General features: G+C 49.1%; 19 protein-coding genes. 16 read left to right on the top strand and 3 right to left on the bottom strand.

Annotation, left to right across the window (positions count from 1 at the left end; genetic code table 11):
- Positions 1-295 precede the first annotated feature (295 nt).
- Positions 296-1,570 carry an amidohydrolase family protein gene (locus U6B65_06035; GenBank protein WRS28690.1) on the bottom strand — a complete coding sequence of 425 codons (1,275 nt, stop codon included), beginning with the start codon at positions 1,568-1,570 and terminating at the stop codon, positions 296-298.
- 373 nt (positions 1,571-1,943) lie between these two features.
- Between U6B65_06035 and U6B65_06030 the strand changes: the two genes are divergently transcribed.
- Genes U6B65_06030 through U6B65_06010 form a run of 5 tightly spaced genes read left to right on the top strand, consistent with a single transcriptional unit; the run spans position 1,944 to position 7,996 of the window.
- Positions 1,944-3,206: an amidohydrolase gene (locus U6B65_06030; protein WRS28689.1), complete on the top strand. Its 1,263-nt coding sequence runs from the start codon at positions 1,944-1,946 to the stop codon at positions 3,204-3,206.
- 17 nt (positions 3,207-3,223) lie between these two features.
- Complete coding sequence (locus tag U6B65_06025) at positions 3,224-4,768, top strand: ABC transporter ATP-binding protein (protein ID WRS28688.1); 1,545 nt, start codon at positions 3,224-3,226, stop codon at positions 4,766-4,768.
- 24 nt (positions 4,769-4,792) lie between these two features.
- A complete protein-coding gene (locus U6B65_06020; GenBank protein ID WRS28687.1) occupies positions 4,793-5,863 on the top strand; it encodes an ABC transporter permease in 1,071 nt (356 codons plus the stop codon).
- Positions 5,864-5,869: 6 nt separating this feature from the next.
- Entirely contained in the window at positions 5,870-6,802 is a 933-nt protein-coding gene (locus U6B65_06015; protein WRS28686.1) for an ABC transporter permease, read from the top strand.
- A 36-nt stretch (positions 6,803-6,838) separates the two neighbouring features.
- A complete protein-coding gene (locus U6B65_06010; protein ID WRS28685.1) occupies positions 6,839-7,996 on the top strand; it encodes a BMP family ABC transporter substrate-binding protein in 1,158 nt (385 codons plus the stop codon).
- 224 nt (positions 7,997-8,220) lie between these two features.
- Here the strand turns inward: U6B65_06010 and U6B65_06005 are convergent, their stop codons facing one another.
- Positions 8,221-8,892, bottom strand: a complete 672-nt coding sequence (locus U6B65_06005) for a cyclic nucleotide-binding domain-containing protein (GenBank protein WRS28684.1) — start codon at positions 8,890-8,892, stop codon at positions 8,221-8,223.
- A gap of 765 nt (positions 8,893-9,657) precedes the next feature.
- Here U6B65_06005 and U6B65_06000 point away from each other — a divergent pair.
- From U6B65_06000 to U6B65_05960, 9 genes are all read left to right on the top strand, one after another.
- Positions 9,658-10,644, top strand: coding sequence for an ABC transporter ATP-binding protein (locus tag U6B65_06000; GenBank protein WRS28683.1), 987 nt, complete (start codon positions 9,658-9,660; stop codon positions 10,642-10,644).
- Entirely contained in the window at positions 10,637-11,632 is a 996-nt protein-coding gene (locus U6B65_05995; GenBank protein ID WRS28682.1) for an oligopeptide/dipeptide ABC transporter ATP-binding protein, read from the top strand. The genes U6B65_06000 and U6B65_05995 overlap by 8 nt, the downstream gene beginning before the upstream one ends.
- Positions 11,629-12,594 (top strand): ABC transporter permease, encoded by a 966-nt coding sequence (locus tag U6B65_05990; GenBank protein WRS28681.1) that lies wholly within the window; start codon positions 11,629-11,631, stop codon positions 12,592-12,594. The genes U6B65_05995 and U6B65_05990 overlap by 4 nt, the downstream gene beginning before the upstream one ends.
- 3 nt (positions 12,595-12,597) lie before the next feature.
- Positions 12,598-13,443 carry an ABC transporter permease gene (locus U6B65_05985; GenBank protein WRS28680.1) on the top strand — a complete coding sequence of 282 codons (846 nt, stop codon included), beginning with the start codon at positions 12,598-12,600 and terminating at the stop codon, positions 13,441-13,443.
- A gap of 30 nt (positions 13,444-13,473) precedes the next feature.
- Complete coding sequence (locus U6B65_05980) at positions 13,474-15,093, top strand: amidohydrolase family protein (protein ID WRS28679.1); 1,620 nt, start codon at positions 13,474-13,476, stop codon at positions 15,091-15,093.
- Between the two features lie 103 nt (positions 15,094-15,196).
- On the top strand, positions 15,197-16,843 hold the full coding sequence (locus U6B65_05975; protein WRS28678.1) for an ABC transporter substrate-binding protein: 1,647 nt from the start codon (positions 15,197-15,199) through the stop codon (positions 16,841-16,843).
- Positions 16,844-16,930: 87 nt separating this feature from the next.
- Positions 16,931-18,148, top strand: coding sequence for a membrane dipeptidase (locus U6B65_05970; GenBank protein ID WRS28677.1), 1,218 nt, complete (start codon positions 16,931-16,933; stop codon positions 18,146-18,148).
- 111 nt (positions 18,149-18,259) lie between these two features.
- Positions 18,260-19,474: a membrane dipeptidase gene (locus tag U6B65_05965; GenBank protein WRS28676.1), complete on the top strand. Its 1,215-nt coding sequence runs from the start codon at positions 18,260-18,262 to the stop codon at positions 19,472-19,474.
- Between the two features lie 27 nt (positions 19,475-19,501).
- Positions 19,502-20,251, top strand: coding sequence for an aspartate/glutamate racemase family protein (locus U6B65_05960; GenBank protein WRS28675.1), 750 nt, complete (start codon positions 19,502-19,504; stop codon positions 20,249-20,251).
- Between the two features lie 288 nt (positions 20,252-20,539).
- Here the strand turns inward: U6B65_05960 and U6B65_05955 are convergent, their stop codons facing one another.
- Entirely contained in the window at positions 20,540-20,887 is a 348-nt protein-coding gene (locus U6B65_05955) for a metalloregulator ArsR/SmtB family transcription factor (protein WRS28674.1), read from the bottom strand.
- A 366-nt stretch (positions 20,888-21,253) separates the two neighbouring features.
- On the opposite strand from U6B65_05955, the gene U6B65_05950 reads away from it, so the two are divergent.
- Both U6B65_05950 and U6B65_05945 read left to right on the top strand, forming a co-directional pair.
- Positions 21,254-22,066, top strand: a complete 813-nt coding sequence (locus U6B65_05950) for a class I SAM-dependent methyltransferase (GenBank protein ID WRS28673.1) — start codon at positions 21,254-21,256, stop codon at positions 22,064-22,066.
- Positions 22,067-22,186: 120 nt separating this feature from the next.
- Positions 22,187-23,779 carry an ABC transporter substrate-binding protein gene (locus U6B65_05945; protein WRS28672.1) on the top strand — a complete coding sequence of 531 codons (1,593 nt, stop codon included), beginning with the start codon at positions 22,187-22,189 and terminating at the stop codon, positions 23,777-23,779.
- The last annotated feature ends 1 nt before the right edge of the window (position 23,780 follow it).

Here is a 23,780-nt window from a genome sequence, read left to right as displayed (position 1 = left end):
AGAAAGGAATCCCCCGGCTAAACCTGGGGATTCCTTTTTTCATGTTGTAGAATATTCAAGAAAACAAGAATGATAGAAGTTTGCAGCAATTCTTGCCTGAACCATTAGCGCTGTAAATTATAGATAACCCCACAATGGCAGAAGAACGCCCCGCCTTTCAGTAGTAACCAGTAGGGGCATATTCTCCCTGGGTTTCAATCTCCAAATCCTTTGGCGGGTCATTAAAATACCAGAAAAAGATTTCTGTCGCCGATTCCTGTAGGGAGATGACGAGCTGATATCAGATGGAGAAATGTTAAAAATGAACAATCGCCTCGCCCTTGCCCCGTTCGTAGAGATCTTTGGCGCATCGGGAAGCATTGGTGCAAAGCTCGTCCATATCCAACAGCACCTGACCATCTTTTTTCAGGAATTTACCCGCCACCATAGTATGAACAACCTGCTGAGCCCCCGCACTATAAAGAATGGAGGCAATGGGGGAATAAACCGGCCCGGTAGCCGGGGCATTTAGGTTCCACACCACCAAATCGGCAGGGGCACCCTCCGCGATTTTGCCGGTGCCAAAAGGCAGTGCATTGTGGCCGTTCATCAGCATACGCCAAATATCCTCCGCCCGGAAATCAGCAGCACGGCCTTCCCACTTGCCGCATAAGGCAAAATACTGAGCCTGCTCCAAAGGACGAACACTGTTGGAGCTGGCTGCGCCGTCGGTGCCGATACAGAGATTTTTGGCCTTCCAATTTTCCCAGAGCAGACCTTTTCCTGCACCAAGCTTTAGGTAGGTTTTGGGGCAAGCCGCCACAAAGGTTTCGCGCCCTACCAGCTGGAAATCATCCTCATTGGCCCACAGGCCGTGAGCAATGATGCAGGGAACATCAAATCCGCCTGCCTCGGCAATAATCTGGAAATGGCGCTTGCCGTATTTTTCTATGCTCTGCTGTTCCTGCAATTCGGTTTCCGAAGCGTGAATATGAATCCCGGTACCGGCGGCTTTAGCCGCATCTGTCAGTTTTCGGAGAGAATCCGGGGCCACCAGATAAGGAGAATGAGGCCCGAAACGGATGTTGACTGTCTGGCTGTTCTGATACTGCTCCCGCAGAGCCAGAGTATCCGCAATGTCCTTCTCCACATCCAACCCGAAGGCGGTGACAGCCAAATCCAGACGCAGGCCGGAGCGTATGGCGGCCTTTACAATGGTCTGGGCGGAAAAATAGTGGTCGGCAAAAGCGGTGACACCATTGTCAATCATTTCGGCGCAGGCCATCATGGAACCCCAATAAATATCCTCTTCGGTAATTTTGCTCTCATAAGGCCAAATCTGCTGGTTGAACCAATCCTCAATGGCAACATCCTCCGCAAGACCCCGCAGCATGTGCATGGGGCTGTGGGTGTGCAGATTGGGCAGGCCGGGGGAGAGAACCATTCCGTGGCAGTCCACAAGCTCTGCATCGGGTGCATCAATTTTATCTGCAATCTGCCGAATGATTCCCTCCTCCACAAGAATGTCACAGGGGTTTGAAATAGCAGCATTGTGCCCAATAATCACGGCACCTTGAAATAAAATTTTCATAAAAAGGCCAATCCTTTCACATGCTTCCGGGCACAAAAGGCCCTTTAATTTTTGCTTATGAATCGAGTATATCACCAAATAAAAAATCTTGCAATCCGTTAGACAATGCGTTTTTAAAGACAGGTGTGGTGCGAAAAGACGGCTCTTTGCTAGAAACAAATGGGGTCATTGCGAAGGAGGTTTATCTGCAATGGGGCCCTTTTCTTCAATCAATGATTGCATGTTGTCCGTAATTGTAGTAAAATAGTAGTGTAAAATACACAATGCCAACCGTATATTTAAACGTTTTGTATTTCAGCTGTTGAAAACAAACCGTTTTATTTTCATGTTTTGCAAAAGCTAATAAAGAGGAAGTATTTTCGGAGGTGTTCGTTTGAGCAGGAAAAGAGAGGCCGAAGAACTCCTTCTGTCTTTACAGGAGGAAATTTTCGAGCTGGGTGACCAGCTTTTTGAGCTGCCGGAGCTTGGTTTTCGGGAAGAGAGTACCAGCCAGTTGATTGCAGGGTATCTTGATCGGGCAGGCATTGATCATGAGGATGGCATTGCCATGACCGGCATCCGGGCAACCATTGGCAGCGGTGATTACCACATTGGGCTGGTTACCGATCTGGATGCCATCGCTGTTTCTGACAATGGCAAAACCATCCCTTTTCACTCCTGCGGGCACAGCTCACAGAACACCATTATGCTGGCTGTTATGCGGGTGCTCCATGAGCTGGAGAAACGAGGCAAGCTGGGCTGTAAGGTAACCTATCTGGGCGCCCCTGCTGAGGAGTATATTGAGCTGGAATACCGCCAAAAATTGGTGGAACAGGGGAAAATCCGCTATTATTCCGGCAAACAGAACATGATCCGGGATGGCTATTTTGATGGAATCGACTGTGTCTTTTGCACCCACGCCATGGGTGATCTGACCAAAAAGTTCGATTTTGCTTCGGTGCTCTCCGGTTTCCTTACCAAAAAGGTTACCTTTAAGGGTGTGGCGGCGCATTCCGGGGCAAGCCCCTTTTTAGGTAAAAACGCCCTTCATGGAGCCAATCTGTTTATGCAGGCTGTTTCTTTCCTGTATGAGCAGTTCCCTTATGAGGCAGGGATTCAGATTCACCCCATCATCACCAACGGCGGCGTGGCTATGAATGTGATTCCCGATACTGTGGTGGTGGAATCCTATGTGCGGGCCCTCACCAACGAAACTCTTTTCAGCGCAGAGGAAAAGTTTGACCGTGCGGCTAAAGCCTGTGCCCAGGCGCTGGGGCTGGAATGCGAAATTGAAAGCACCGTTGGCTATATGCCCCTGCGCCAGTCGGATGCGCTCAACGAAATCGTTTACCGCAGCCTGCTGGATGTATGCGATAAAAGCGATATTTTGACCGGAACCGTTTCCGGTGCCTCCGGTGATATGGGGGATGTGGGCTTTCTTATCCCCACCATTCAGCTTGGCTATGCCGGATACGAGGGCAGAATCCACAGCAACCACTTTGTGATTACCGATAAAAAGTTGACTTATCTGGATACTGCCAAGGCGATCTTGCTTTCGGTTTTAGAGCTGATTGAGAACCCGGAGCTCAGAATGCGAAACGAGAATTTCCAGCAGGATAAGCAGACCTATCTTGATAGCTGGCTTTCTATGAAATAGAGCGAAGGGGTGGAAGCGTGGAAAACGAGATATTGCTGCAAATCGATAAGCTGACCAAGATATATCCGGGCGGCGTATTGGCAAACCATGAGATCAGCTTTGATATCCGCAAGGGGGAGATTCATGCTCTTGTGGGCGAAAACGGCGCAGGAAAATCCACACTGATGAAGTGTCTCTTCGGGATTGAAGATGTTACAAGCGGCCGCATTCTTCTTAGTGGAGAGGAGGTTCGCTTCACTTCCAGTCAGGATGCGATTTCACACGGAATCGGCATGGTTCAGCAGAGCACAATGCTGGTGCCCTCTCTTACAGTGGCGGAGAATCTGACCTTGGGTATGGAGCCTTCCAACGGCCTGTTTGTTGACCGTAAAAAGGCTGTTGAGCAGACCAAGGCCATCTCCCAAAAGTATAACCTGCAAGTGGATGCCGAAAAAAAGGTGCGGGATATCTCCATCGGTATGAAGCAAAAGCTGGAGATTCTCAAAACCATGTACAGGGGCGCCCGCATTATCATACTGGACGAGCCCACAGCGGTGCTGACTCCCCAGGAGACTGATGAGCTGTTTACCCAGCTGGTCAACCTGAAGCATGAAGGCTACACCATCATTTTCATCTCCCACAAGCTGGGGGAGGTCAAGCAGATTTGTGATAGGCTCACCGTGCTCAAAGCCGGAAAATCCATTGGAACCTATTCGGTTGCCGATGTATCGGTGCAGGATATTTCCCGCCTGATGGTGGGCCGGGATGTGGTGATTGAATACAATCAGGCTCCCTGCAAGCCCGGCGAAACCATCTTCGAAGCCAAAAAGCTCAACTATCACGATAAATTCGGCACCCACCGGCTGAAAGACCTTTCTTTTTCACTGCATAGGGGTGAGGTGTTGGGGGTTGCGGGCATTGAGGGCAACGGCCAGTTGGAGGCCATGAATATTATAACCGGCAATCTTTCCGCCGAATCCGGCGAGATTTTCTTTAAGGGCAGCAACATTGCCAACCATTCTGTAAAGACTGTGCGTGATGCAGGCATGGCCCACATCTCCGAGGATCGGGCCTATAACGGCAGTGCCCCCGAGCTGAGTGTGCGGGATAATTTGATTGCCACTTTCCTGCGGAAGTTTTCCGGCTCCTTGGGGCTGCTGAACAACCGGGAAATCGATTCTTTTTCTGTCAAGGCGGTTGGGGATTATCAGATTGTTACTTCCAGTCTGGATACCAGCATCAAGAGCCTTTCCGGAGGCAATATTCAAAAAGCCATTGTTGCCCGGGAATTCGAGAGTAATGCTGATATGATTGTCCTCAACCAACCCACCCGAGGTGTGGATGTTGGCGCTATGGAGTTTATTCACAAGAAGATTTTGGAGATGAGGGATAAAGAAAAAGCCCTCCTGCTGGTCAGTGCAGACTTGACCGAGCTGACCGCTCTCAGCGACCGCATCATCATCGTCTGCGAAGGCAAGGTTGTGGGTGTGGTAAGCGATGTGAAGAACACCACCGAGGAAGAGCTGGGCCTTTATATGCTGGGCCTCAAGCAGGATGATCAAGAAAAGCTGGCCACGGCATAGCCCGCGCACAGGGAGGAAACGACAATGGGCAAGAGCAAGAAAAACGGTTGGTATAATATTATGCGGGTGGGAACAGCGGTTGCGCTTTCCTTTCTGATTGCGGCCATTATCATTACACTGGTGGCCGATGATCCCGGGAAGGCAATCCAGAATTTCTTCCTTGGAGCGCTGAGCACCCGGCGGAATGTTTCTAAGGTAATCGTGGATTTGATTCCGCTGGTTTTCTCCGGCATGGCGATTAATGTCATGCACAAAAGCGGCTTGTTTTCTATGTCTGCCGACAGTTCTTTGTATCTTTCGGCGGTGGTATCTGCTTTGATCGCAATTGGGATGCCTCTCCCGGCGGGGGTGCATCAGATTGTGATTATTGTGGCGGGCACTGTGGTTGGCGGGCTGGTCAGCCTTATTCCTGTGCTGCTCAAGCGTGCAACAGGGGCCAATGAGCTGGTTGTTTCGCTGATGATGAACTATGTGGCCTTCAATCTGGGCTACTGGATTATTCGGAATACCTATATCGACACCAACAACGGTTCCTATTCCATCTCCTTTCAGGAAACAGCCACTCTGGGCACACTCATTCCCCAGACCAGTATTCATTATGGGCTGATCCTGATGATTGCCGCTGTGGTTGTTATGTGGTTGGTTATGAACCGTTCCCGTTATGGGCGGGAGCTTTCCATCACCGGCTCCAATGCGGCTTTTGCTAAATATGCCGGTATCCCGGTGGGCGGCGTGATTGCCGCATCCCAGCTGATTGGCGGTATGCTGGCCGGTCTGGGCGGTTCCATCCACATGATCGGCGCTTACACCAAGTTTGAGTGGAATGTGGCCCCCAGCTATGTGTGGGACGGCATACTCATTAACCTTCTGGCCGGGAAGAAAGTCAGAAACATTCCACTGGCCGCCTTCTTTCTGGCCTATATCCGGGTTGGTGCCAATGTGATGAGCCGCAATGCCAAGGTGGCCACCGAGCTGGTTGCCATCATTCAAGGGCTTGTGATTCTGCTGATTGCTTCGGAGCGATTTCTCTACGGGCTGAAAAAGCGGATGGAAGAGCGGGAGGCCCTTAGCAACGCCGCTGTGGCAGAGAGGTAGAAAACTGTGAGCATTTTTTTAACAGAAGATTTTTGGTATATGGTGCTGCGCTGCACGACCCCTATCCTGTTCGCCACCTTGGCGGCGCTGATTGCCAACGCCTCAGGGCTTATGAATCTGGGGCTGGAGGGAAGCATGACCGTGTCGGCGTTGTTTGGCGCACTGGGCTGTGGATTTACCGGCAGCATCTACATTGGTCTGCTTTGCGGAATGGCTGCGGGCATTCTGGTCACCATGCTGTTGGCTTTTTCTGTCATGCGGCTGGGCGCAAACCGCATCATTGCGGGTGTGGCGCTGAATCTTGCCTGCACAGGCGGCTCGGTATTCCTCCTTTACACCATTACAGGGGATAAAACCAGCACCAACGCCCTGCCCTCCTCGGCCTTTCCTTCGGTTCCCATTCCGCTGGTTTCGGAGATTCCGGTGGTGGGCAAGGTTCTTTCTGGGCATAATGTTTTTACCTATGTCGCGTTTATCTCTGCAATTGTGCTTTTTGTTGTGCTTGGTCGCACCAAATTCGGCATCAAGGTGCGTGCGGTGGGTGAGATGCCTGCGGCGGCCGAATCAGTGGGTATCAAGGTCAATGACATTCGCTATAAGGCGCTGCTTTTGAGCGGGCTGTTCGCCTCTTTGGGTGGTATTTACCTTTCTATGGGCTATGTTTCCCGCTTTACTTCCGGGATGGTTGCGGGCCGGGGCTATATTGCGTTGGCCACCAACGCCATGGCTGCAAGCAACCCGCTGCTGGCGATAGCTTCTTCACTGCTTTACGGCTTTGGGAACGCATTATCCATTTATCAGCAGAATAACAACACGGATCCTTATCTGGTGGAGCTCATTCCTTATGTGTTTATTATTGTATTTTATACGCTGATCAGCTTTTTGCAAAAGCGCAGGGACGCAATAATAAGCCCGGTAAGAATGGGCCAAAGCAGGTAATTATATAAATTAAAGCAATGGAGGATTTTACGTAAAATGAAAAAAGTCAAAAAGATTTTGAGCCTTATGCTGGTGGCAGCACTGACCTTGGTTCTCGCATCCTGCGGAAGCGGCGGCCAAAGCCAGAGTGCACCTGCTCCCACAGCCAGTGAAAGTGCCGAATCCGCAGCAGAATCTGCTGCTCCCGCCGGTGAAAAGCTGAAGCTGGTTGTCTGTGTAGGCTGGATCAACGATCTTTCCTTCTATCAATCCACTTATGAAGGCAGCCAGAAAGTGCTGGCCGAGCTGGGCGATAAGTATGAGGTTGAAGTTGTGGAAATGGGCACCGACAACGCTGTCTGGCCTGATGCTTTCTATGATGCAGCCGATAATGGCGCAGATATCATTGTTTCAGTAGGCTACCAGAACAAAGAAGCCTTCGAAACCATTCCTAAAGAATACCCTGACACCAAGTTCATCCTGTTTGATCAGGAGCTTGATTTCTCCGCCGGTGGTTTGGATAACGTTCTTTCCATCGTGTTCGATGCCAACGAAGCCGGTTTCCTTTCCGGTGCAGCAGCTGGCTACTACACCACCTCTGAGCAGGGCAATCCTGACAAGAAAATCGGTTTTGTAGGTGCCTATGATTCGGCCACCATCAACAACTTCCTTGTTGGTTATGCCGAGGGTGCCCGTTATGTTGATCCTGAGATCGAAGTATCCACTGCTTATATCGGTGGTTTTTCTGATACTGCTAAAGCCAAGGATTTGGCTAAGGCTCAGATTGCCGGTGGTGCAGATGTCATGTTCCAGGTAGCTGGCGGCGCTGGTAACGGCGTGTTCGAAGCAGTCACCGAAAATGGCGGCGTAGCCATTGGCGTTGATTCCGATCAGTTTGTTACCCTGAAAGGAACCGGCCTGGAGGGCAGCATCATGACTTCCTGCCTTAAAGAAGTAGGCAATGCCCTCTTCAAGCTCTGCTCCGACTATGCCGCTGATCCTGCCAGTGTAGCGTTTGGCGAAAATGTGGTTTATGGTCTTGGGGAGAATGCTGTGGGTATCGTTTACAACGAGAATCTCACCAAGTATATTGGGGAAGAGAACGTAACCAAGATCAAAGAGCTTCAAGATAAAATTGCCAAGGGCGAGATTAAGGTTACCAGTGCCATTGGCCTGAGCGCTGATGAAATCAAAAAGGTTGTTGCAGGTAAATAAACAGCCCTAAAAGAGAGGGGTTATTTTCTCCCTGGATTTTTAGGTGTGTTTTTACAAAAGCACAATCACTGCCCCATTTGAATTCTACCAAAACAGCTCGGCCGGGTTTTATACCGGGCCGAGCTGTTTTGTGTTTTGTCACCAGTGCATGAGATAATATACTCATATAGCTTCACAACTGTAATGTAATTTTAGAGTTGTGTTATCTGTTACCACAGGTGTTCTCACGGTTCTTTTAGTTTAATATCACCTTTGGCTACTTGCCGCAGGTGGTCGCAATCGGAGATGTGATAATCGCCTCGCTCGCCTTTGATCAGAATCCCGCTGTCGCACATAATGCGAAGCACCCGCATCAGGTGGCGGTAGCTGGTTTCCATAATATCGGCACATTGAGTGAGGTTATAACGAAACACGCCGTTTTTGTGTGCATCCAAAATAAACCCGGCCAGACGGGTTTCCAACGGGTCAAAATGAACCACGTTTTGGCGCACGTGCAGGGCCAGTGTGTAGGCGGCAAAACGCAAAAACTTGTTATCGTTCAGCAGTGTTTCACGATATTGGGGGGCAAAAATAGAAACCATGTGGCACTCGGTTAATGTGCGCACATTGTTCATGGGGGGCTCATTCCAAAGAGTTGCGGCTTCACCCAGCAGGCTAACATCCTTGAAGTAGCATTCGCAGTGGATTTTATTGTTGGCGGTGTAGACATACGCCATGCACTCGCCTTTTACCAAAATCCAGATGTATTCACACAACTGGCCTTCGTGTGCGAGCATTTCATCTGCATCGTATTGGTGCAGAGCGGCGATTTGGGTAAGATTCTTTGTGAAATACTCCTGTAAGCCATACTTTTCAATATAAAACTCAAGAAGGCTGAGATCGTCGATGATTTTCATATGTGTTTTCCTTATCGTTCGCTCGGCAAATCCCGTTTGTGCGGCTTATTTTAGGCCGGTTTGTAATTAATGTCTACTGAACAAATCGTACTCTATTTGTTCATGCGGCAAAGGCCGCGTCATTCATCCGGAAATATCTTTGCAAAAGATATTTCCGGATGAACAAAGACATTCCTTACTGCAACCACTGAAACGATTTTCACAAGAAAATCGTTTGTAATCCGTAAAATTTTGGTGTCTGTGACCACGAAAACTTACGGATACAATTCAAAAAAAGATATGATATATGTTTTAATCATCGTATTTTTGAATTGTTCAGTGGGCATTAATTAATTTTATATTATACATAAACGGCATATGTTTGTAAAGAAACAGGCCCCACAAAAAACATATATTTTACAGCTGTGCCCTCACGGTGTATTCTTCGTGGAACAATGCAAAGAATAAAAAGCTGAGGGTCAAAACTTTTTTGAGTATATTTTGGTGAAATAAGAGAAAGGGGGCATAGAGAACGCCAAAATGTTTATGCAATTGTTATGTGACCTATGTCCTTTACAACTTGCACAAAACTACATTATAATTATTGTTAACTTTACAAAACCTAAATTTATAGTATGTCACTTAATTTTATAAATAAACAAGCTAAAGGCAAAGGCGCCCATTGTTTTTTATTCACATGGGGCCTTTTAAATTAAATAAATCGCTTTATCAAATTTATCAGTTAGCAAGATAAAGTGAAGCGTGTGGAATGGGGGAATAAAAATCATGCCAGCCATCGTTGAATTTAAAGAGTATAGCATGGGTTTTTTGGACGACGACGGACAGGTTTTTAACCTGCTGGATCGAGTGTCTTTCAACGTGGAGCCGGGGCGTGCATTGGGCATTGTGGGGGAATCTGGCTGCGGCAAAAGTATGACCAGCCTTTCGATGATGCGCCTGCTGCCGGATGCAGCGGTTGTTCAGGGCGGAGAAATTTTGTTTGAAGGCAGAAATCTGCTGGAAATGGACGAAAGAGAAATCGCCAAGGTGCGGGGCAATCGAATCTCCATGATTTTTCAGGAACCTATGACAGCGCTGAATCCTGTGCTTACCATTGGTTTTCAAATAAGCGAAATTGTGCGGCTCCATCATCCACAGCTTGCACAGCAGGAAGTGGAAAAGCGTGTGATGGAAGTGTTAACTGCTGTAGGCATTTCCAACCCGGAAACCCGGCTTTCACAATATCCCCATGAATTTTCAGGCGGTATGCGGCAGCGTGTCATGATTGCCATGGCCATTATAAACGAACCGGCTCTTCTAATTGCAGATGAGCCCACCACAGCGCTGGATGTTACGGTGCAGGCGCAGATTTTGGATTTGATGCGGCATCTGAAAGGCAGCGGCGGCCTTGTAGTGATCACCCACAATTTGGGTGTGGTGGCTGAAATCTGCGAAGAGATTGTTGTCATGTATGCCGGGCGTGCGGTGGAGAGGGGCACCTTGGCAGCTGTGTTTGATAACCCTCTGCACCCCTACACCAAAGGGCTTATGGCATCGGTTCCCACCATTCGCAGCAGCAAAGAGCCTCTTTACACCATCCCCGGAACGGTGCCGACAGTATATGATTTTGGCAGTGGCTGCCGCTTTGCCGACCGCTGTGCTCACTATATGGACCAGTGCAGTGATGAGGTGCCACCCCTCAAACAGGTGGGAAGCGACCATTTGGTGCAGTGCTGGCTGAATTTTGAAGGGGAGGTGACCGGTGATGCATGAAAACAAAGTGCCGCTTCTGGAGGTGCAAAACCTCAGCAAGTTTTTTCCGGTAAAAAGCAAAACTCTCTTTGGCCCCAGTCAAAAGGTGCATGCGGTTGAAGATGTTTCGTTTACGCTTTATGAAGGCGAAACCATGGGAATCGTGGGGGAATCCGGTTCAGGAAAATCCACCCTTGCCCGTGCCATTTTGGCACTGACCAAAACCAGCGGCGGCAAGGTGCTGTATGAAGGCAAAGAGATTACCAACTTTAAAAAGTGTGATGCTGCCAATCTGCGCCGCCAGATGCAAATGATTTTTCAGGACCCCTATGCATCGCTTAACCCCAAGATTAAAGTGGGCGACGCCATTGCAGAACCAATGCTTCACTATGGGCTGGCAAAATCCAAGGCGGATGCCAAAGCACAGGTGCAGGAGCTTTTGCAGACCATTGGTTTGCAGCCCGAGGTGTATGACCGTTTTCCTCATGAATTTTCGGGCGGGCAGCGGCAGCGCATAGGCATTGCCCGGGCACTTGCCACACAGCCAAGGCTGCTGTTTTGCGATGAATCAGTTTCAGCATTGGATGTTTCGGTTCAGGCACAGATTTTGAACCTGTTTAACGAGCTGAAAAGGCAGCGCAACCTCACATATGTATTCATTGGGCACGACCTGGCCGTTGTTCGCTATATCAGCGACCGCATTCTTGTTATGTATTTGGGCAAGGTAATGGAGATCGCCCCCTATGATGCCCTATTTGGCGAGGATACTCACCCCTATACACAAGCATTGATTTCGGCAATACCGGAGCCTTCCACCGCCAGCCGGCAGGAGCGTATTTTGCTGCAAGGCGATATTCCAAGCCCGGTTAATCCGCCGAATGGCTGCCGTTTTTGCCAGCGGTGCTTCAAGGCAGAGCCTGTTTGCTTTGAAAAAGAGCCCAAGCTGTTGGAAGTGGGAGAGGGGCACTATGTACGCTGCCATTTTGCAAGGGAGGGGGGCAACCAATGAGCCATTATTTGATTCGCCGCATTTGCCGTGGTCTGCTTACCATATTCATTTCTGTTTCGCTTACATTTTTCATTGTGCGCCTGATGCCCTCTGACCCTGTTTCGTTGATGGTGAGCCCGCAAATGACCCCCGAAGCTAAGGAGGCTATGATTACGGCCTATGGTCTGGATCAGCCTATTCTGGTGCAGTATGGCAAGTTTTTGGGGCAGCTTTTTCAGGGGAATTTGGGAAACAGCTTTAGCAAGCACATTCCCGTTACACAATATTTGCTGGAACGCCTGCCATGGACATTGATGCTACTGAGCTCGGTAATGGTTTTGGTGTTGGTTGTGGGTATCCCCGTGGGTGTGCTGGCAGCCAGGAGAAAAGGTAAAATGGCAGACCGTGTGATCAGCGTGCTGGTAACACTGGGAATTTCGGTGTTCATACCCTTCGTTTCTTTTTTGCTGCTGTATATTTTCTCATTTCGACTCAAAATTCTTCCCACTGGCGGTGCCTATACACCACCCCGCACCGAAGGGCTTACCTATTGGCTGGATGTGGACAAGCATCTGATTTTGCCTACACTGGCCCTCACCATTACCAACCTTGCCAATGCGGTGATGTATACCCGCAACAGCATGATTGAGGTGCTCCACGAGGATTATATCCGCACAGCTTATTCCAAAGGGAATCTCACAAACCGGGTTATCTCGGTGCATGCACTGAAAAATGCAATGATTCCAACGGTTACGGCCATTGGCTTGCAGGTGGGCACCATGGTGGGTGGCGCCGTGGTAACCGAAACGGTGTTTTCTTGGCCGGGTGTTGGCCGCTTGATTTACGATGCGGTGTCTGCGCTGGATTATCCTGTGCTGCAAGGTGCATTTTTGCTGCTGGCGGTAGCCGTGGTGGGGATGAACTTCCTGACAGATCTTATGGTTGCGTGGCTGGATCCTCGTATCCGACTGGGAGGAAAATAAACAATGAAACAACGGAAAACAGCACTCTATTACTTTTTGCGCAATCGCAACGGTGTCATTGGTTTGTGCGGAGTTGTCTTTATCGTTCTGACCGGGCTGCTGGGCCCCTTGTTTGTGGCAAAGCCAGAAGGCTACACGGCAGATGTGCTGGTGAACCCTTCCAGCATTCACTGGCTGGGGACAGACAATTTGGGTCTGGATATTTTTGCAGAGCTGATTTGGGGTGCACGCACCTCCCTTTATGTTTCTGTGCTGGCGCTGCTGGTGGCAGCTGCCATTGGCCTTCCCTTGGGGCTGCTTTCGGGGTATCTTAAAAACTGGTTTTCCGGTTTTATTGATGCCATCATCGATATTTTTCTTACCATTCCCATGCTGCCCCTCATGATTATTATGGCGGCGATTATGGGAGCGAATATCACCAATGTGGCGGTTATTCTGGGTGTGTTCTCGTGGCCCTCACTTGCACGGGTTGCCCGCAGCAGCACACTCAAAATCAAAGAGATGCAGTATATTGAAGCGGCACAGTGCCTTGGCATTTCAAAGACACGCATTTTGTTCAAGCATATCTTGCTCAATGCTTCCGGGCCCGTGTTCGTTAATCTCACGCTGGTTATGGCAAGCGCCGTTCTTTCCGAAGCAAGCCTGAGCTTTCTTGGCTTGGGGGACCCCACTACATGGAGCTGGGGTACCATGCTCAAGCGGGCGTGGGGTGCCAACGCTGTTATTGCAAACCCGAACCCATGGTGGTGGTGGCTCATGCCCAGCCTGTGCATTGTTTTTTATGTTGTGTGCTTTAACTTGTTTGGCATGGCTTTAAACGATACCTTGAATCCAAAAGGGCGGGGCTGATCAACCGCTTTATGACAGGAGGCAATGAAATTGTATGATTATCTAATTAAAAACGGCATTGTAATTGATGGCACGGGGCGTGCGGGCAGCAAAGCGGATGTTGCAGTAAAGGGCGACCGTATTGTTCGCATCGCACCTGAAATTCAGGAGCAGGCCGCACAGGTTTTTGATGCGGCAGGTCGGTACGTTATTCCCGGGCTTATAGACCCCCATGTGCATGAAGAATGGGTGTGCTTTGATGATGGGAAATATGATTTATATTTGCAGCAGGGTGTCACCACTCTGATTAACGGAAACTGTGGTCACTCGGTGGTTCCTGGGCATAAAAAACAACAGCTGGATTACTATTTGGGCAACGGGCTGATCAATCTGCGGCAATATGACCGCTATATGAAAACTTGGCCCGAATGGCACGACTTTGAAGGTTACCGCCAGGCGGTGCATCAAACTGGAACCAACTGTAATTTTGTAACTCTGATGGGCCATGGCAGCATCCGCCAGTATGTAATGCACGGCGCATGGCCCCGTAAACCGGATTCTCAGGAAAAGGCGACCATTGAGGCCATTATCCGCCACAATATGGAGCAAGGCATGTTTGGCATTTCCTTTGGGCTGGATTATGTGCCCAGCCGCTATGCGGATATCGATGAGCTTTGCGAAATGGTGGCACTGATAAAAGCCTATGACGGCACCTCTGCTGCTCATTTGCGCCACAAAATCGGTATTTTGGAATCCACACTGGAATATTTGGAAGTGGGACGCCGCACCGGCGGCAAGATTCAGATTTCTCACCTTGCCAGCACTGTACCCGAAGCCTTTGCTGCTGCACAAAAGGCCATTGAAGAGGATGGTATAAGGGCAAGAATTGATACCATTCCCTCCAGTGTGGGGCATTGCACCGGCAAAGAACGCATGTTGCTGTTCACCATGGCATTATCCGATGAGCTGTTCAGCCAAGGAATTGAAGGCGTGAAACGGGCTTTGCATACCCCGGAGGGCCGGGAGCTGATTCTGCGGGAAAACTACACCATGGCAGGCGATAAGGATAAAATCTACATTGTGCATTCGGATGATCCTGCACTGGAAAACCGTTCGGTAAGAGACATTGCCGCCCAGCGGGGCGTGCACGAGGATGAATGCATGCTGGATTTGATGGGCGATGACAACAACTATGTTTTTTGGCTCAATGCACCGGCAGCCGGGGTACCCTCCAAATTTATCGACCATGAGGATTCCATCATGGCCAACCCCTATGTCTCGGTCGGCAGCGACACCATTATGGGTGATTCCACCTATGATCCGTTCGATTGGTATGAAATTCGGCGCCGTGGCGGGTTTGCCATCTTCACCAACATGTATTTGAAAAAAGGCGTGCCCTACGAAGAAATTGTGCGGCGCAACACCTCTATGGTGGCCGATCATTTTGGCATTCAAAAGCGTGGCCGCTTGGAAGAAGGCTGCTATGCCGATATTGCTGTGATTGATTTGCCCAACTACAAATACCCCGAAATGGATCAGATGCACTACAAAACGCCTCTGTTGACCGCAACCGGATGCAGCTTAGTGCTGGTAAACGGCAAGGAAGCACTGAGGGATGGGGAATCGCTCACCAGTTATCCGGGGCGTGTGCTCCAAAAAAACCAGCAGTAATTTTTTAATTGAACATCGTCAGGAGCAGAGGTAAGCCGCCTTTGTTCATTGGCGAAGTATCATATAGTCAGTTTGTCAGCAACAATTTAGGAGGTAAAAATTGATGAATTTCAAAAGGTTCTTAGCAGCGGCAATGGCCTCAGTTCTTGTGTTTTCTTTGGCTGCCTGCTCTGGAAGCAAAAACGGGGGCAGTTCTGCCGCATCACAAGGTGAGTCGGGTGCAGCCACCACCCAGCCCCAAGAAGGCAGCACCTTAACAGCAGGTCTTTCGTCTGCACCCATCAGCGCCAACATCTGGGTGCAAAACGATATCAACTCCAGCATTATCATGAACCTTGTGGTTCCCAACTTGGTGACCATGGATGAAACCGGCTCCAAATACAATTATCTTGCCGAATCCGCTACCCCCAATGAAGACAGCACCCAGTGGACAATTGTGCTGAAAGAGCTTTATTGGAACGACGGCACCCCGGTAACAGCAAATGATCTGGCCTTTGGCGCCAAATATGGTGTAGAGCACAAAATCGGATTCTTCGATAGCTATTACGGAAAAGTAACCGAAACAGAAGTGAAGGATGACAAAACCGTTGTGTTCCACCTTTCCGATCCTGATGTAAACTTCTGGAACGGTGCAGGCTACTGGCTGCCTTTGATGCGTGAAAGCGAGTGGTCTTCGGTGGAAGATCCTCTGAACCACGCCTACAGCGGCGCAGGCTACGGCCCCTACTACATCGACGAATGGGTGGATGGCCAATATGTATCCCTTAAGCGCAATGAATATTTTAAGCAGGCAAATGACGGCAAGGGTGCGCTGATCGATAACGTTCTCTTCCGTGTTTATACCGATGAAAATGCAGCTGTTTTGGCATTGCAGAATGGCGAAATTGATGTGTGCGCCAACTACATTTCCCCTAACAGCAAAAGCCAGCTGGCAGCTTCTGAGAACTTCCAGCTCACCGATATTGAATCTCTGGGCTATGGCCAGATCAGCTACTCTCAAAGCAACCCCTTGCTGCAGGATGTGAATGTGCGCAAAGCCCTTGCCATGAGCATTGAGCGTGATGCCATGGTGGCAGTTGGCATGAGCGGTGCCGCCAAAGCCATGCAGACTGTAATCAGCCCTGTTTATCAGCAATTTACCAAGGCCAACATTCAGCAGCCCGCCTATGATCCCGCCGGTGCAAAAGCAATGCTGGAACAAAACGGCTATAAAGATGCAGATGGCGATGGCATTTTGGAAAGCGCCGATGGCAAAAAGCTGGAATTTTCTATCACCTACCGCTCCTCCATTCAGAGTGTGGACAATGTGATGGAAATTCTGCGTACAGCGGCTGCACAAGCTGGTATCAAAATCAACTTGGAGCCTGTGGATCCTTCCACCTTCTCTGCAAAAGTAACCAATGGCCGTGTGTTTGATATTTCTTACAACATGTGGGGAACCATCGACGATGTAGATACCACTCTTTACACCTGCTACGGTATTGGGCAGATGCTGAACTATATGGATTATAACAACGAAGAAATGGATGCTCTTCTGCTCCAGATGAAATCCACCCCCAATCCTGAAGACCGTGTTAAGCTGCTGGATGAATGGCAGAAACTGGCCGTTGAGAATATTCCCATTTCCATGACCTATGTGCCGGTTCAGACCTATGTGGCAAACACCGATAAATTTGAAGGCTTTAAAGCTGTATATGGCAACCACGGCTATCTGAGCAGCTCCCTTGCCACCCAAATCTCCGCCAAGTAATCCCTAAAAAGGAACCGGTGGCCGCAGAAGCTTTCTGCGTTCACTGGTACTTTTATGCCTTTGAATTAGAGAAAGGAAGTGCCCTTTGTGAAAATCAATCAAAAAGCAGGTTTCAAGCCTTACAAGCCCTACCAATATCTGGAAGCCGGCAAAGACTATAAAGATATCAACTGGGTTCAGTGGGATTGGGCAGGCCGCGGCATTATTGAACTGGATGCCCAGCAGGAGGCTCTGTATGAAGAGCTTATCAAAAAACATCCCTTTATTTCCTTGCATGACCATCCCACCTTTTATCCCGAGGATATGAGCACCATGGATAAAATCTATGATGCAATGCGTCAGGGCCGCCAATTCTGCGGTTACGAAGCGCTTTCCTATTCCAATCTGGACTGCATTTTTGATAACATGATGGATGGCGTGAACATCATTTCCAGCCCCGGGGGTTGGAAGTGGATTGACGTGCTCCATGATTTGGGCATGCGCCTGTGCGACATTGCCCATCAGGATTTTTTGATCCAGTGCAAAACGGTGGATGACATTCTCGCTGCTAAGGCTGCTGGCAAAATTGCATGGGTTCCCTGTGTTGAAGGTGCCGCCTGCATTGAAAACGAAGTGGACCGCATTGATATTTTGTATGGCTTGGGTGTACGCCAGCTGGGCGTTACCTATTCCGAGAGCAATGCACTTGGCAATGGCCTGAAGGAAGACAACGACGGCGGCCTCACCAAATTCGGCAAGGTGTGCGTGGAGCGCATGAATAAAGTGGGTATGCTGATTGATGTTTCCCACTGCGGCACCCGCACTGCCTATGAATCTGTTATGCACAGCAAAAAGCCAATTATCGCCAGCCATTTGGGCGCCAAAGGTGTCTGGAACATCAAGCGCCTTGCCGATGATGAGCTTCTGAAAGCCATTGCGCAAAAAGGCGGTGTGATCGGCATCGAAGCAGCGCCCCACACCACCATGAGTGCCACCCACTGCACCCACGACATTGAAAGTGTGATGGAACACTTTGAATATGTAAAAAATCTGGTGGGCATTGACCATGTCAGCTTTGGCGTGGATACTCTTTATGGCGACCATGTTGGCGTTCACCATGCGTTTGCGGCTTCGCTTTCCACAGGTGATACCTCCAAATCTACTTTGCCTTACGAAGAAGTTGAGTTCGTAAAATATCTGGAAAACCCCACCGAATCCTCTTGGAATATTCCCCGCTGGCTCATTAAGCATGGCTATACAGAAGAGGAAATTGCAAAAGTCCTTGGCGGCAATGCGCTGCGCGTGCTGCGTGAGGTTTGGGCCTGATTCCATAGCCAAACCTACATTCAAACGCCCCTCCGCTGCCTGGCAGTGGGGGGCGTTTTGCACAGAGGATAGCTGTTGGCCCTGCATTTTAGCAAAGAAAGAAGGTTTATCATGGAAGTAATACAAAAAAAGGGATACCGGCCTTATCAGCCCTATTCGTATCTGGAAGCCGGGAAGGACTATCCCGTTATAGAGTGGTTTCAGTGGGATTGGGCGGGACGCCATATTATTGAACTCAGCCAAGAGCAGGAAGCCTTTTATCGTGAAATCATAAAAAAGCATCCCTATATTTCGGTGCATGAGCATCCGGATTTTACTCCCTGTGATCTGAGCCTCGAAAGCTTTTATGCCGCTCAAAGGCAGGGAAGGGACTGGTGCGGTTATGAGGCGCTATCTTATTCCAATCTGGATTGTATTTTTGATAATATGCTGGATGGCACCAACATCATTTCCAGCCCCGGCGGTTGGAAGTGGATTGATATTCTGCATGATTTAGGCATGCGCCTGTGCGATATTGCCCATCAGGATTTTTTGGTTCAGTGCAAAAAGGTAGATGATATTTTTGCGGCTAAGGCGGCCGGTAAAATGGCATGGGTACCCTGCATAGAGGGCGCACAGCCTATTGAAAATGAACTTGACCGCATTGATATTCTGTATGGATTGGGTGTGCGCCAGCTGGGCATCACCTATTCCGAAAGCAATGCACTAGGCAATGGCCTGAAGGAAGATAACGACGGCGGCCTGACCAAATTCGGGAAAGCCTGCGTGGAGCGTATGAACAAGGTGGGGATGCTGATCGATGTCTCCCATTGTGGCCCCCGCACTGCCTATGAAGCTGTGATGCACAGCAAAAAGCCTATACTTGCCAGTCACATTGGGGCTCGAGGTGTATGGGATATCAAACGCTTGGCAACTGATGAGCTGATTTCTGCTATTGCAAAACGAGGCGGTGTAATAGGCATTGAAGCAGCCCCTCACACCACCATGAGCCGTACCCACAACACCCATGACATTGAAAGTGTGATGGAGCATTTTGAATACATCAAAAACTTGGTGGGCATTGATCATGTTACCTTTGGCCCCGATTGCCTCTATGGCGACCATGTGGAGCTGCATCATGCCTTTGCATCCGCTCTTTCCACAGGTGATACCAAAAAAACCAGCAATTCCTACCAAGAGGTGCCTTTTGTTAAATATCTGGAGAACACTACAGAAGCTTCGTGGAACATTCCCCGCTGGCTGATCAAACATGGCTATTCTGAAGAAGAAATTGCCAAAGTGTTGGGCGGGAACACCATTCGTGTTCTGCGTAAAGCTTGGGCATAACACCTGCAATATGTAATGATGGCGTCATTGAGAAAGGAAGTGTTGACCATAAAGCTGCTTTATTTGGTTCCGGGCGAGATGCAGCAAGAAGAGCTTTTTCGCCGGCGGGATATTTTGCGTGAATGTGTGTTTGAAGGCACCCAGCTGGATGCATGGGATTGCCCGGGCGGGCCGCCCTCCATTGAATCTCTTACAGAAGAATACCAGAGCATTCCCAGCACCATAGAGCGTGCCGTTGCTGCTGAAAAGGCGGGTTACGACGGCATCTTGCTGGGATGTTATGCAGACCCCGGCATTGATGCTCTGCGGGAAATGCTGACCATTCCGGTGGCAGGGCCTTTTGAATCTTCGGTTGGTGCTGCCTTAACCATGGGGTATCGCTTTTCCATTGTGACGGCTACCCCCGAGATGGTGCCTATGCTGGAGGAGATGGTGCGCAGCAAGGGGGTTGCATCACATCGGCTTTCTTCTGTGCGTGCCATCGATATGGATATTTTATCCTTTGGTCAGCAGCCGGAGCTGCTGTTGCAGCGTGTATCGGAAGAATCTAAAAGATGCCTGACCCACGACAGAGCAGACTGTGTTATTCTGGGATGTATTTCGTTGGCATTTTCCGGTGCAGACCGTGAAATTTCGCACCAGTTGGGGGTTCCCTGCATTAACCCCATTACCACGGCACTGAAAATGGCGGAGAGTTTTGTTTCCATGGGGCTTAGCCATAGTAAAAAAGCCTTTCCCTTGCCGCACAAGCTGCGTTCGCAGAAAAATGTGGAATAGTTTTCGCGAGTGGAAAAGCTACTAGCTTTTGGGGATACCAATCCGTTTCGTACATAGAAACATAAGAAACCTTATTTTTAAAGACGCTTAAGAAATTTAAGCGTCTTTTTATATATTATAAGAGAAAGCCTCTGGTTATGTCGGAGGTTTCAGACTGTAGACATAACTGTTATGGAAATCCTTCCCGTTCCCACCCCGGATGCAGCGGCCAAGCAGGCGGCGGAGTTCTTTCTGTTTGCCAGAGTGGATGCATATAGTGACAATCTATATACGACAGAAAAAGTGTATCTATTTTTTTTCGAGGGGGTTTTTATTGGCACAGTGCTGGTGATCACCGGTTAAATGCTGGCGGCATCCTTTGCGTGGGGCATCGTATGCAACAATATCCTGCAAGGCGGAAGCCGCCTGCGTAAACAGCTCTCGGTTCAAGTCATAATGCGTATAATAGCCTCTTTTTTCGCCGCTGACTAAACCCGCTTTCCGCAAAACCTGAAGATGCTGGGAGACAGCCGCCTCCGAAATTCCGAGTTTGCGTGAAAGCGCACCCACACAGAAATCATGCTTCAAAAGCAAATCAATTATTTTCAGACGAGTACCATCCGATAGCGCCTTAAATACCTTTAAAAAATCGTCCACATCAACACTCCATCTAATGATATAGCGAAAGCACTTGGAAAAAGGCCTTCTTCCCGCCGGATCATCGCCCACAAAATATTGGCGCAGTTGGGCTGTATCCAAATCATAACTTAAATTTTTATATAAATAGCATACGCTACTGCACGATTGATGTCAAGATTAGCCTGTGGGGAGGCGCAAATCCACTATAAGACAAAATTTATATAAGCAAATGTTTTTTTAATTAAGCTTGACATTGAATAAATCCGTTGCTATACTTTTTATGGTTTCTGCCGCTGTGCTATAGAGGCGGCAGAAAAAAACAACATAAGAGTTAGCTGCGCCTAACCGTGTTTTATCATCTACTGCACAGGAAGGGGATTGTTTGTGGAAAAATCTTTTTTTGAAGAAATGCTAAGCAGGAATTACCAAGGAACTCCCGAAGTTGAGGAAAAATGGGATGCACGGGCCAAGCACTTTAATTTGTCCCAGCAGAAAGACCGTTCCGGCTTGGCTGAGAAAGTCACAAATATTTTGAAGGAATGGGGCATTCTTGCCGGTGCAGCTGTTTTGGATATTGGAGGGGGAAGTGGAAGATATGCTATCCCTTTTGCAGAACATGCCGAGCATGTAACTGTTACGGATATTTCCTCCAATATGCTGGAGCTTGCCAAGAACAATGCACAAACCCATGGGCTCACCAATCTTTCCTATGTTAAAACCCAATGGGAAAGTGCGGATATTTCCGCCCTGAACTGGAACCGAAAATTTGATCTTTCCTTTGCATCCATGTGCCCTGCTGTACGTTCCCCAGAGGGACTGCGTAAAATGTCAGAAGTCTCAAAAGGCTTTTGCCTTATGAACCAGTTTATTACCGGGAGAGATTTGCTCTCTGATTACTTGATAAAAGAGCTAGGCATAAAGCGCTCCCATGACCCTCACAATGACCGGGTTACAGTTCAGGCAGTCTTTAACCTTTTGTGGCTGGAAGGATATGAACCGGAAGTTACTTACCTACGGCAGGAAGATAAATCCACCTATACCATTGGCGAGGCCATTGAGCAGTATGAAAGGCGCTATGCGCCAGAGGCCCAATCCAAGGGGTTTGATTTGAAAAATCTCATTGCCAAATATGCGCAGGGGGATGTTGTTAAGGTAAGCAGCAAATCAACGCTTGCCATGATTTTGTGGAAGGTTTAAAACCAACGGTTTATAGTGGCCAAACTGCGCTTTTGGCGCAAAGCAAGCTTTGTTTGCTTTTGAAAACGATGGTTTCGTTTTCAAGTTTATTGACTATACATACAACAAGGAGAAATGACGATGAAAAAGCGGAGATTCACAACAGGGCTGCTTGCCGGGCTATTATACCTCGTTTTAACGGCTGGATTGGCTGGCTGTGGGCAGGAGCCTGCAGCACCGTCCAGTGTACCACAGGCACAATCATCAGCAAGTGAAGCTGTTGCCACACCGGAAGCAGAACCGGTGACACTGCGTCTGGCTGGCGGGGATACCGGCTTGCCCAATCCCTTTAAGCATGCGGCACGGGGGCCGGGTATGTCAAAAATGCAGATTCTGTATGATTCACTGCTGGAAAAAGACGAAAACGGAGAGATTCCTTGGCTGGCAAAAAGCTGGGAAATCAGCAGTGATGGCACTGTGTATACCTTTCATATGCAGGAAAACGCAGTTTGGCATGATGGCAAGCCGTTGACTGCCGAGGATGCCGTTTTTACCCTGGCTTACTACAAAGACCATCCACCGGTTTCCAATGATCTTTTGGTGGGCAGTGAATATATTGTGACCGATGCAAAGGCATTGGATACATATACCTTAGAGGTCACCTTTAACCGCTTTGATCATACCTATCTGACCAAGCTGGGCAACATGCGCATTATCCCCAAGCACATATGGGAGAATGTCGATGACCCGATAGCGTATGATGGTAAGGATGCCACGATTGGCAGTGGGCCTTATAAGCTGGATACCTACGATGCCCAGCAGGGAGCATACCGTTATGTTGCCTTTGAGCAATACTGGGGCCTTACCCCTGCGGCTGAAGCCATCGAGTGGGTGCCGGCCAGCGACAGCGTTTTGGCCTTTGAAAATGGTGAGATTGACCTGATCAATGCACCGGCGGATATTCTGCCCAACTATCAGAACAACCCGAAGTATACGGTGAAAACGGCGCATTCCTTTCACAGCTACCGCCTGATGATGAACATGGAATCGGTGGAAGAGCTGCGGGATGTCAGTTTGCGGCAGGCATTGGTTTATGGCATTAACCGTCAGGAACTGGTGGATAAGGCGGCCAGAGGCTCGGCCATGATCAGCAGTCAGGGCTATGTTTTGCCGGTTAGTGGGTGGTATAACCAAAACACGCCCAAATACGATTATAATGCGGATACGGCACGTGCGCTGCTGGATGGCAAGACCTATTCCTTCAAGCTGCTTACAGACAATTCCGCCGATGGAATGAAGGTGGCGGAGCTTATAAAGCTGTCACTGGCCGATATCGGCGTGAAGGTTACCGTAGAGAGCGTGGAATCCAAAACCCGTGATAATGCAGTGAACACCGGAGAATATGAGCTTTTGCTTATCAATTCCGGCGGTATGGGTGGAGACCCCGATTATCTGCGCATCGTTTACGGTGAGGGAGCCAAGACGATCAAAGGATGGTCCAGCCCGGAAATCGCAGCTCTGATTAAGGAGCAGGCGGCCCAACAGGACGAAGGCAAGCGTAAGGAGCTAATTTTTGAGATTCAGGAAAAAATTGCAGCCGAGGTTCCTATGATTCTGCTCCATGGCGCAATGGATAACTTTGTGTTCCGCCCCGAAACCTATGACGGCTGGATGTTCCGGTATGACCACAGCAAGTGCGATCACAATAAGCTTTCCTATCTGGTTCGCAAGTAGG

It is taken from the genome of Oscillospiraceae bacterium MB08-C2-2 (genome assembly GCA_035621215.1).
Taxonomy (GTDB): Bacteria; Bacillota; Clostridia; order Oscillospirales; family Ruminococcaceae; genus WRAV01.
Note: the sequence above shows the minus strand (reverse complement) of the source record. Positions and strands in the feature narration are given on the sequence as shown.

What these genes read in the sequence shown, in the direction of transcription:
- U6B65_06035 (WRS28690.1), bottom strand. Translation starts at nt 1,570, where the DNA reads ATGAAAATTTTATTTCAAGGTGCCGTGATTATTGGGCACAATGCTGCT.
- U6B65_06020 (WRS28687.1), top strand. Translation starts at nt 4,793, where the DNA reads ATGGGCAAGAGCAAGAAAAACGGTTGGTATAATATTATGCGGGTGGGA.
- U6B65_06010 (WRS28685.1), top strand. Translation starts at nt 6,839, where the DNA reads ATGAAAAAAGTCAAAAAGATTTTGAGCCTTATGCTGGTGGCAGCACTG.
- U6B65_06005 (WRS28684.1), bottom strand. Translation starts at nt 8,892, where the DNA reads ATGAAAATCATCGACGATCTCAGCCTTCTTGAGTTTTATATTGAAAAG.
- U6B65_06000 (WRS28683.1), top strand. Translation starts at nt 9,658, where the DNA reads ATGCCAGCCATCGTTGAATTTAAAGAGTATAGCATGGGTTTTTTGGAC.
- U6B65_05995 (WRS28682.1), top strand. Translation starts at nt 10,637, where the DNA reads ATGCATGAAAACAAAGTGCCGCTTCTGGAGGTGCAAAACCTCAGCAAG.
- U6B65_05990 (WRS28681.1), top strand. Translation starts at nt 11,629, where the DNA reads ATGAGCCATTATTTGATTCGCCGCATTTGCCGTGGTCTGCTTACCATA.
- U6B65_05985 (WRS28680.1), top strand. Translation starts at nt 12,598, where the DNA reads ATGAAACAACGGAAAACAGCACTCTATTACTTTTTGCGCAATCGCAAC.
- U6B65_05975 (WRS28678.1), top strand. Translation starts at nt 15,197, where the DNA reads ATGAATTTCAAAAGGTTCTTAGCAGCGGCAATGGCCTCAGTTCTTGTG.
- U6B65_05965 (WRS28676.1), top strand. Translation starts at nt 18,260, where the DNA reads ATGGAAGTAATACAAAAAAAGGGATACCGGCCTTATCAGCCCTATTCG.
- U6B65_05945 (WRS28672.1), top strand. Translation starts at nt 22,187, where the DNA reads ATGAAAAAGCGGAGATTCACAACAGGGCTGCTTGCCGGGCTATTATAC.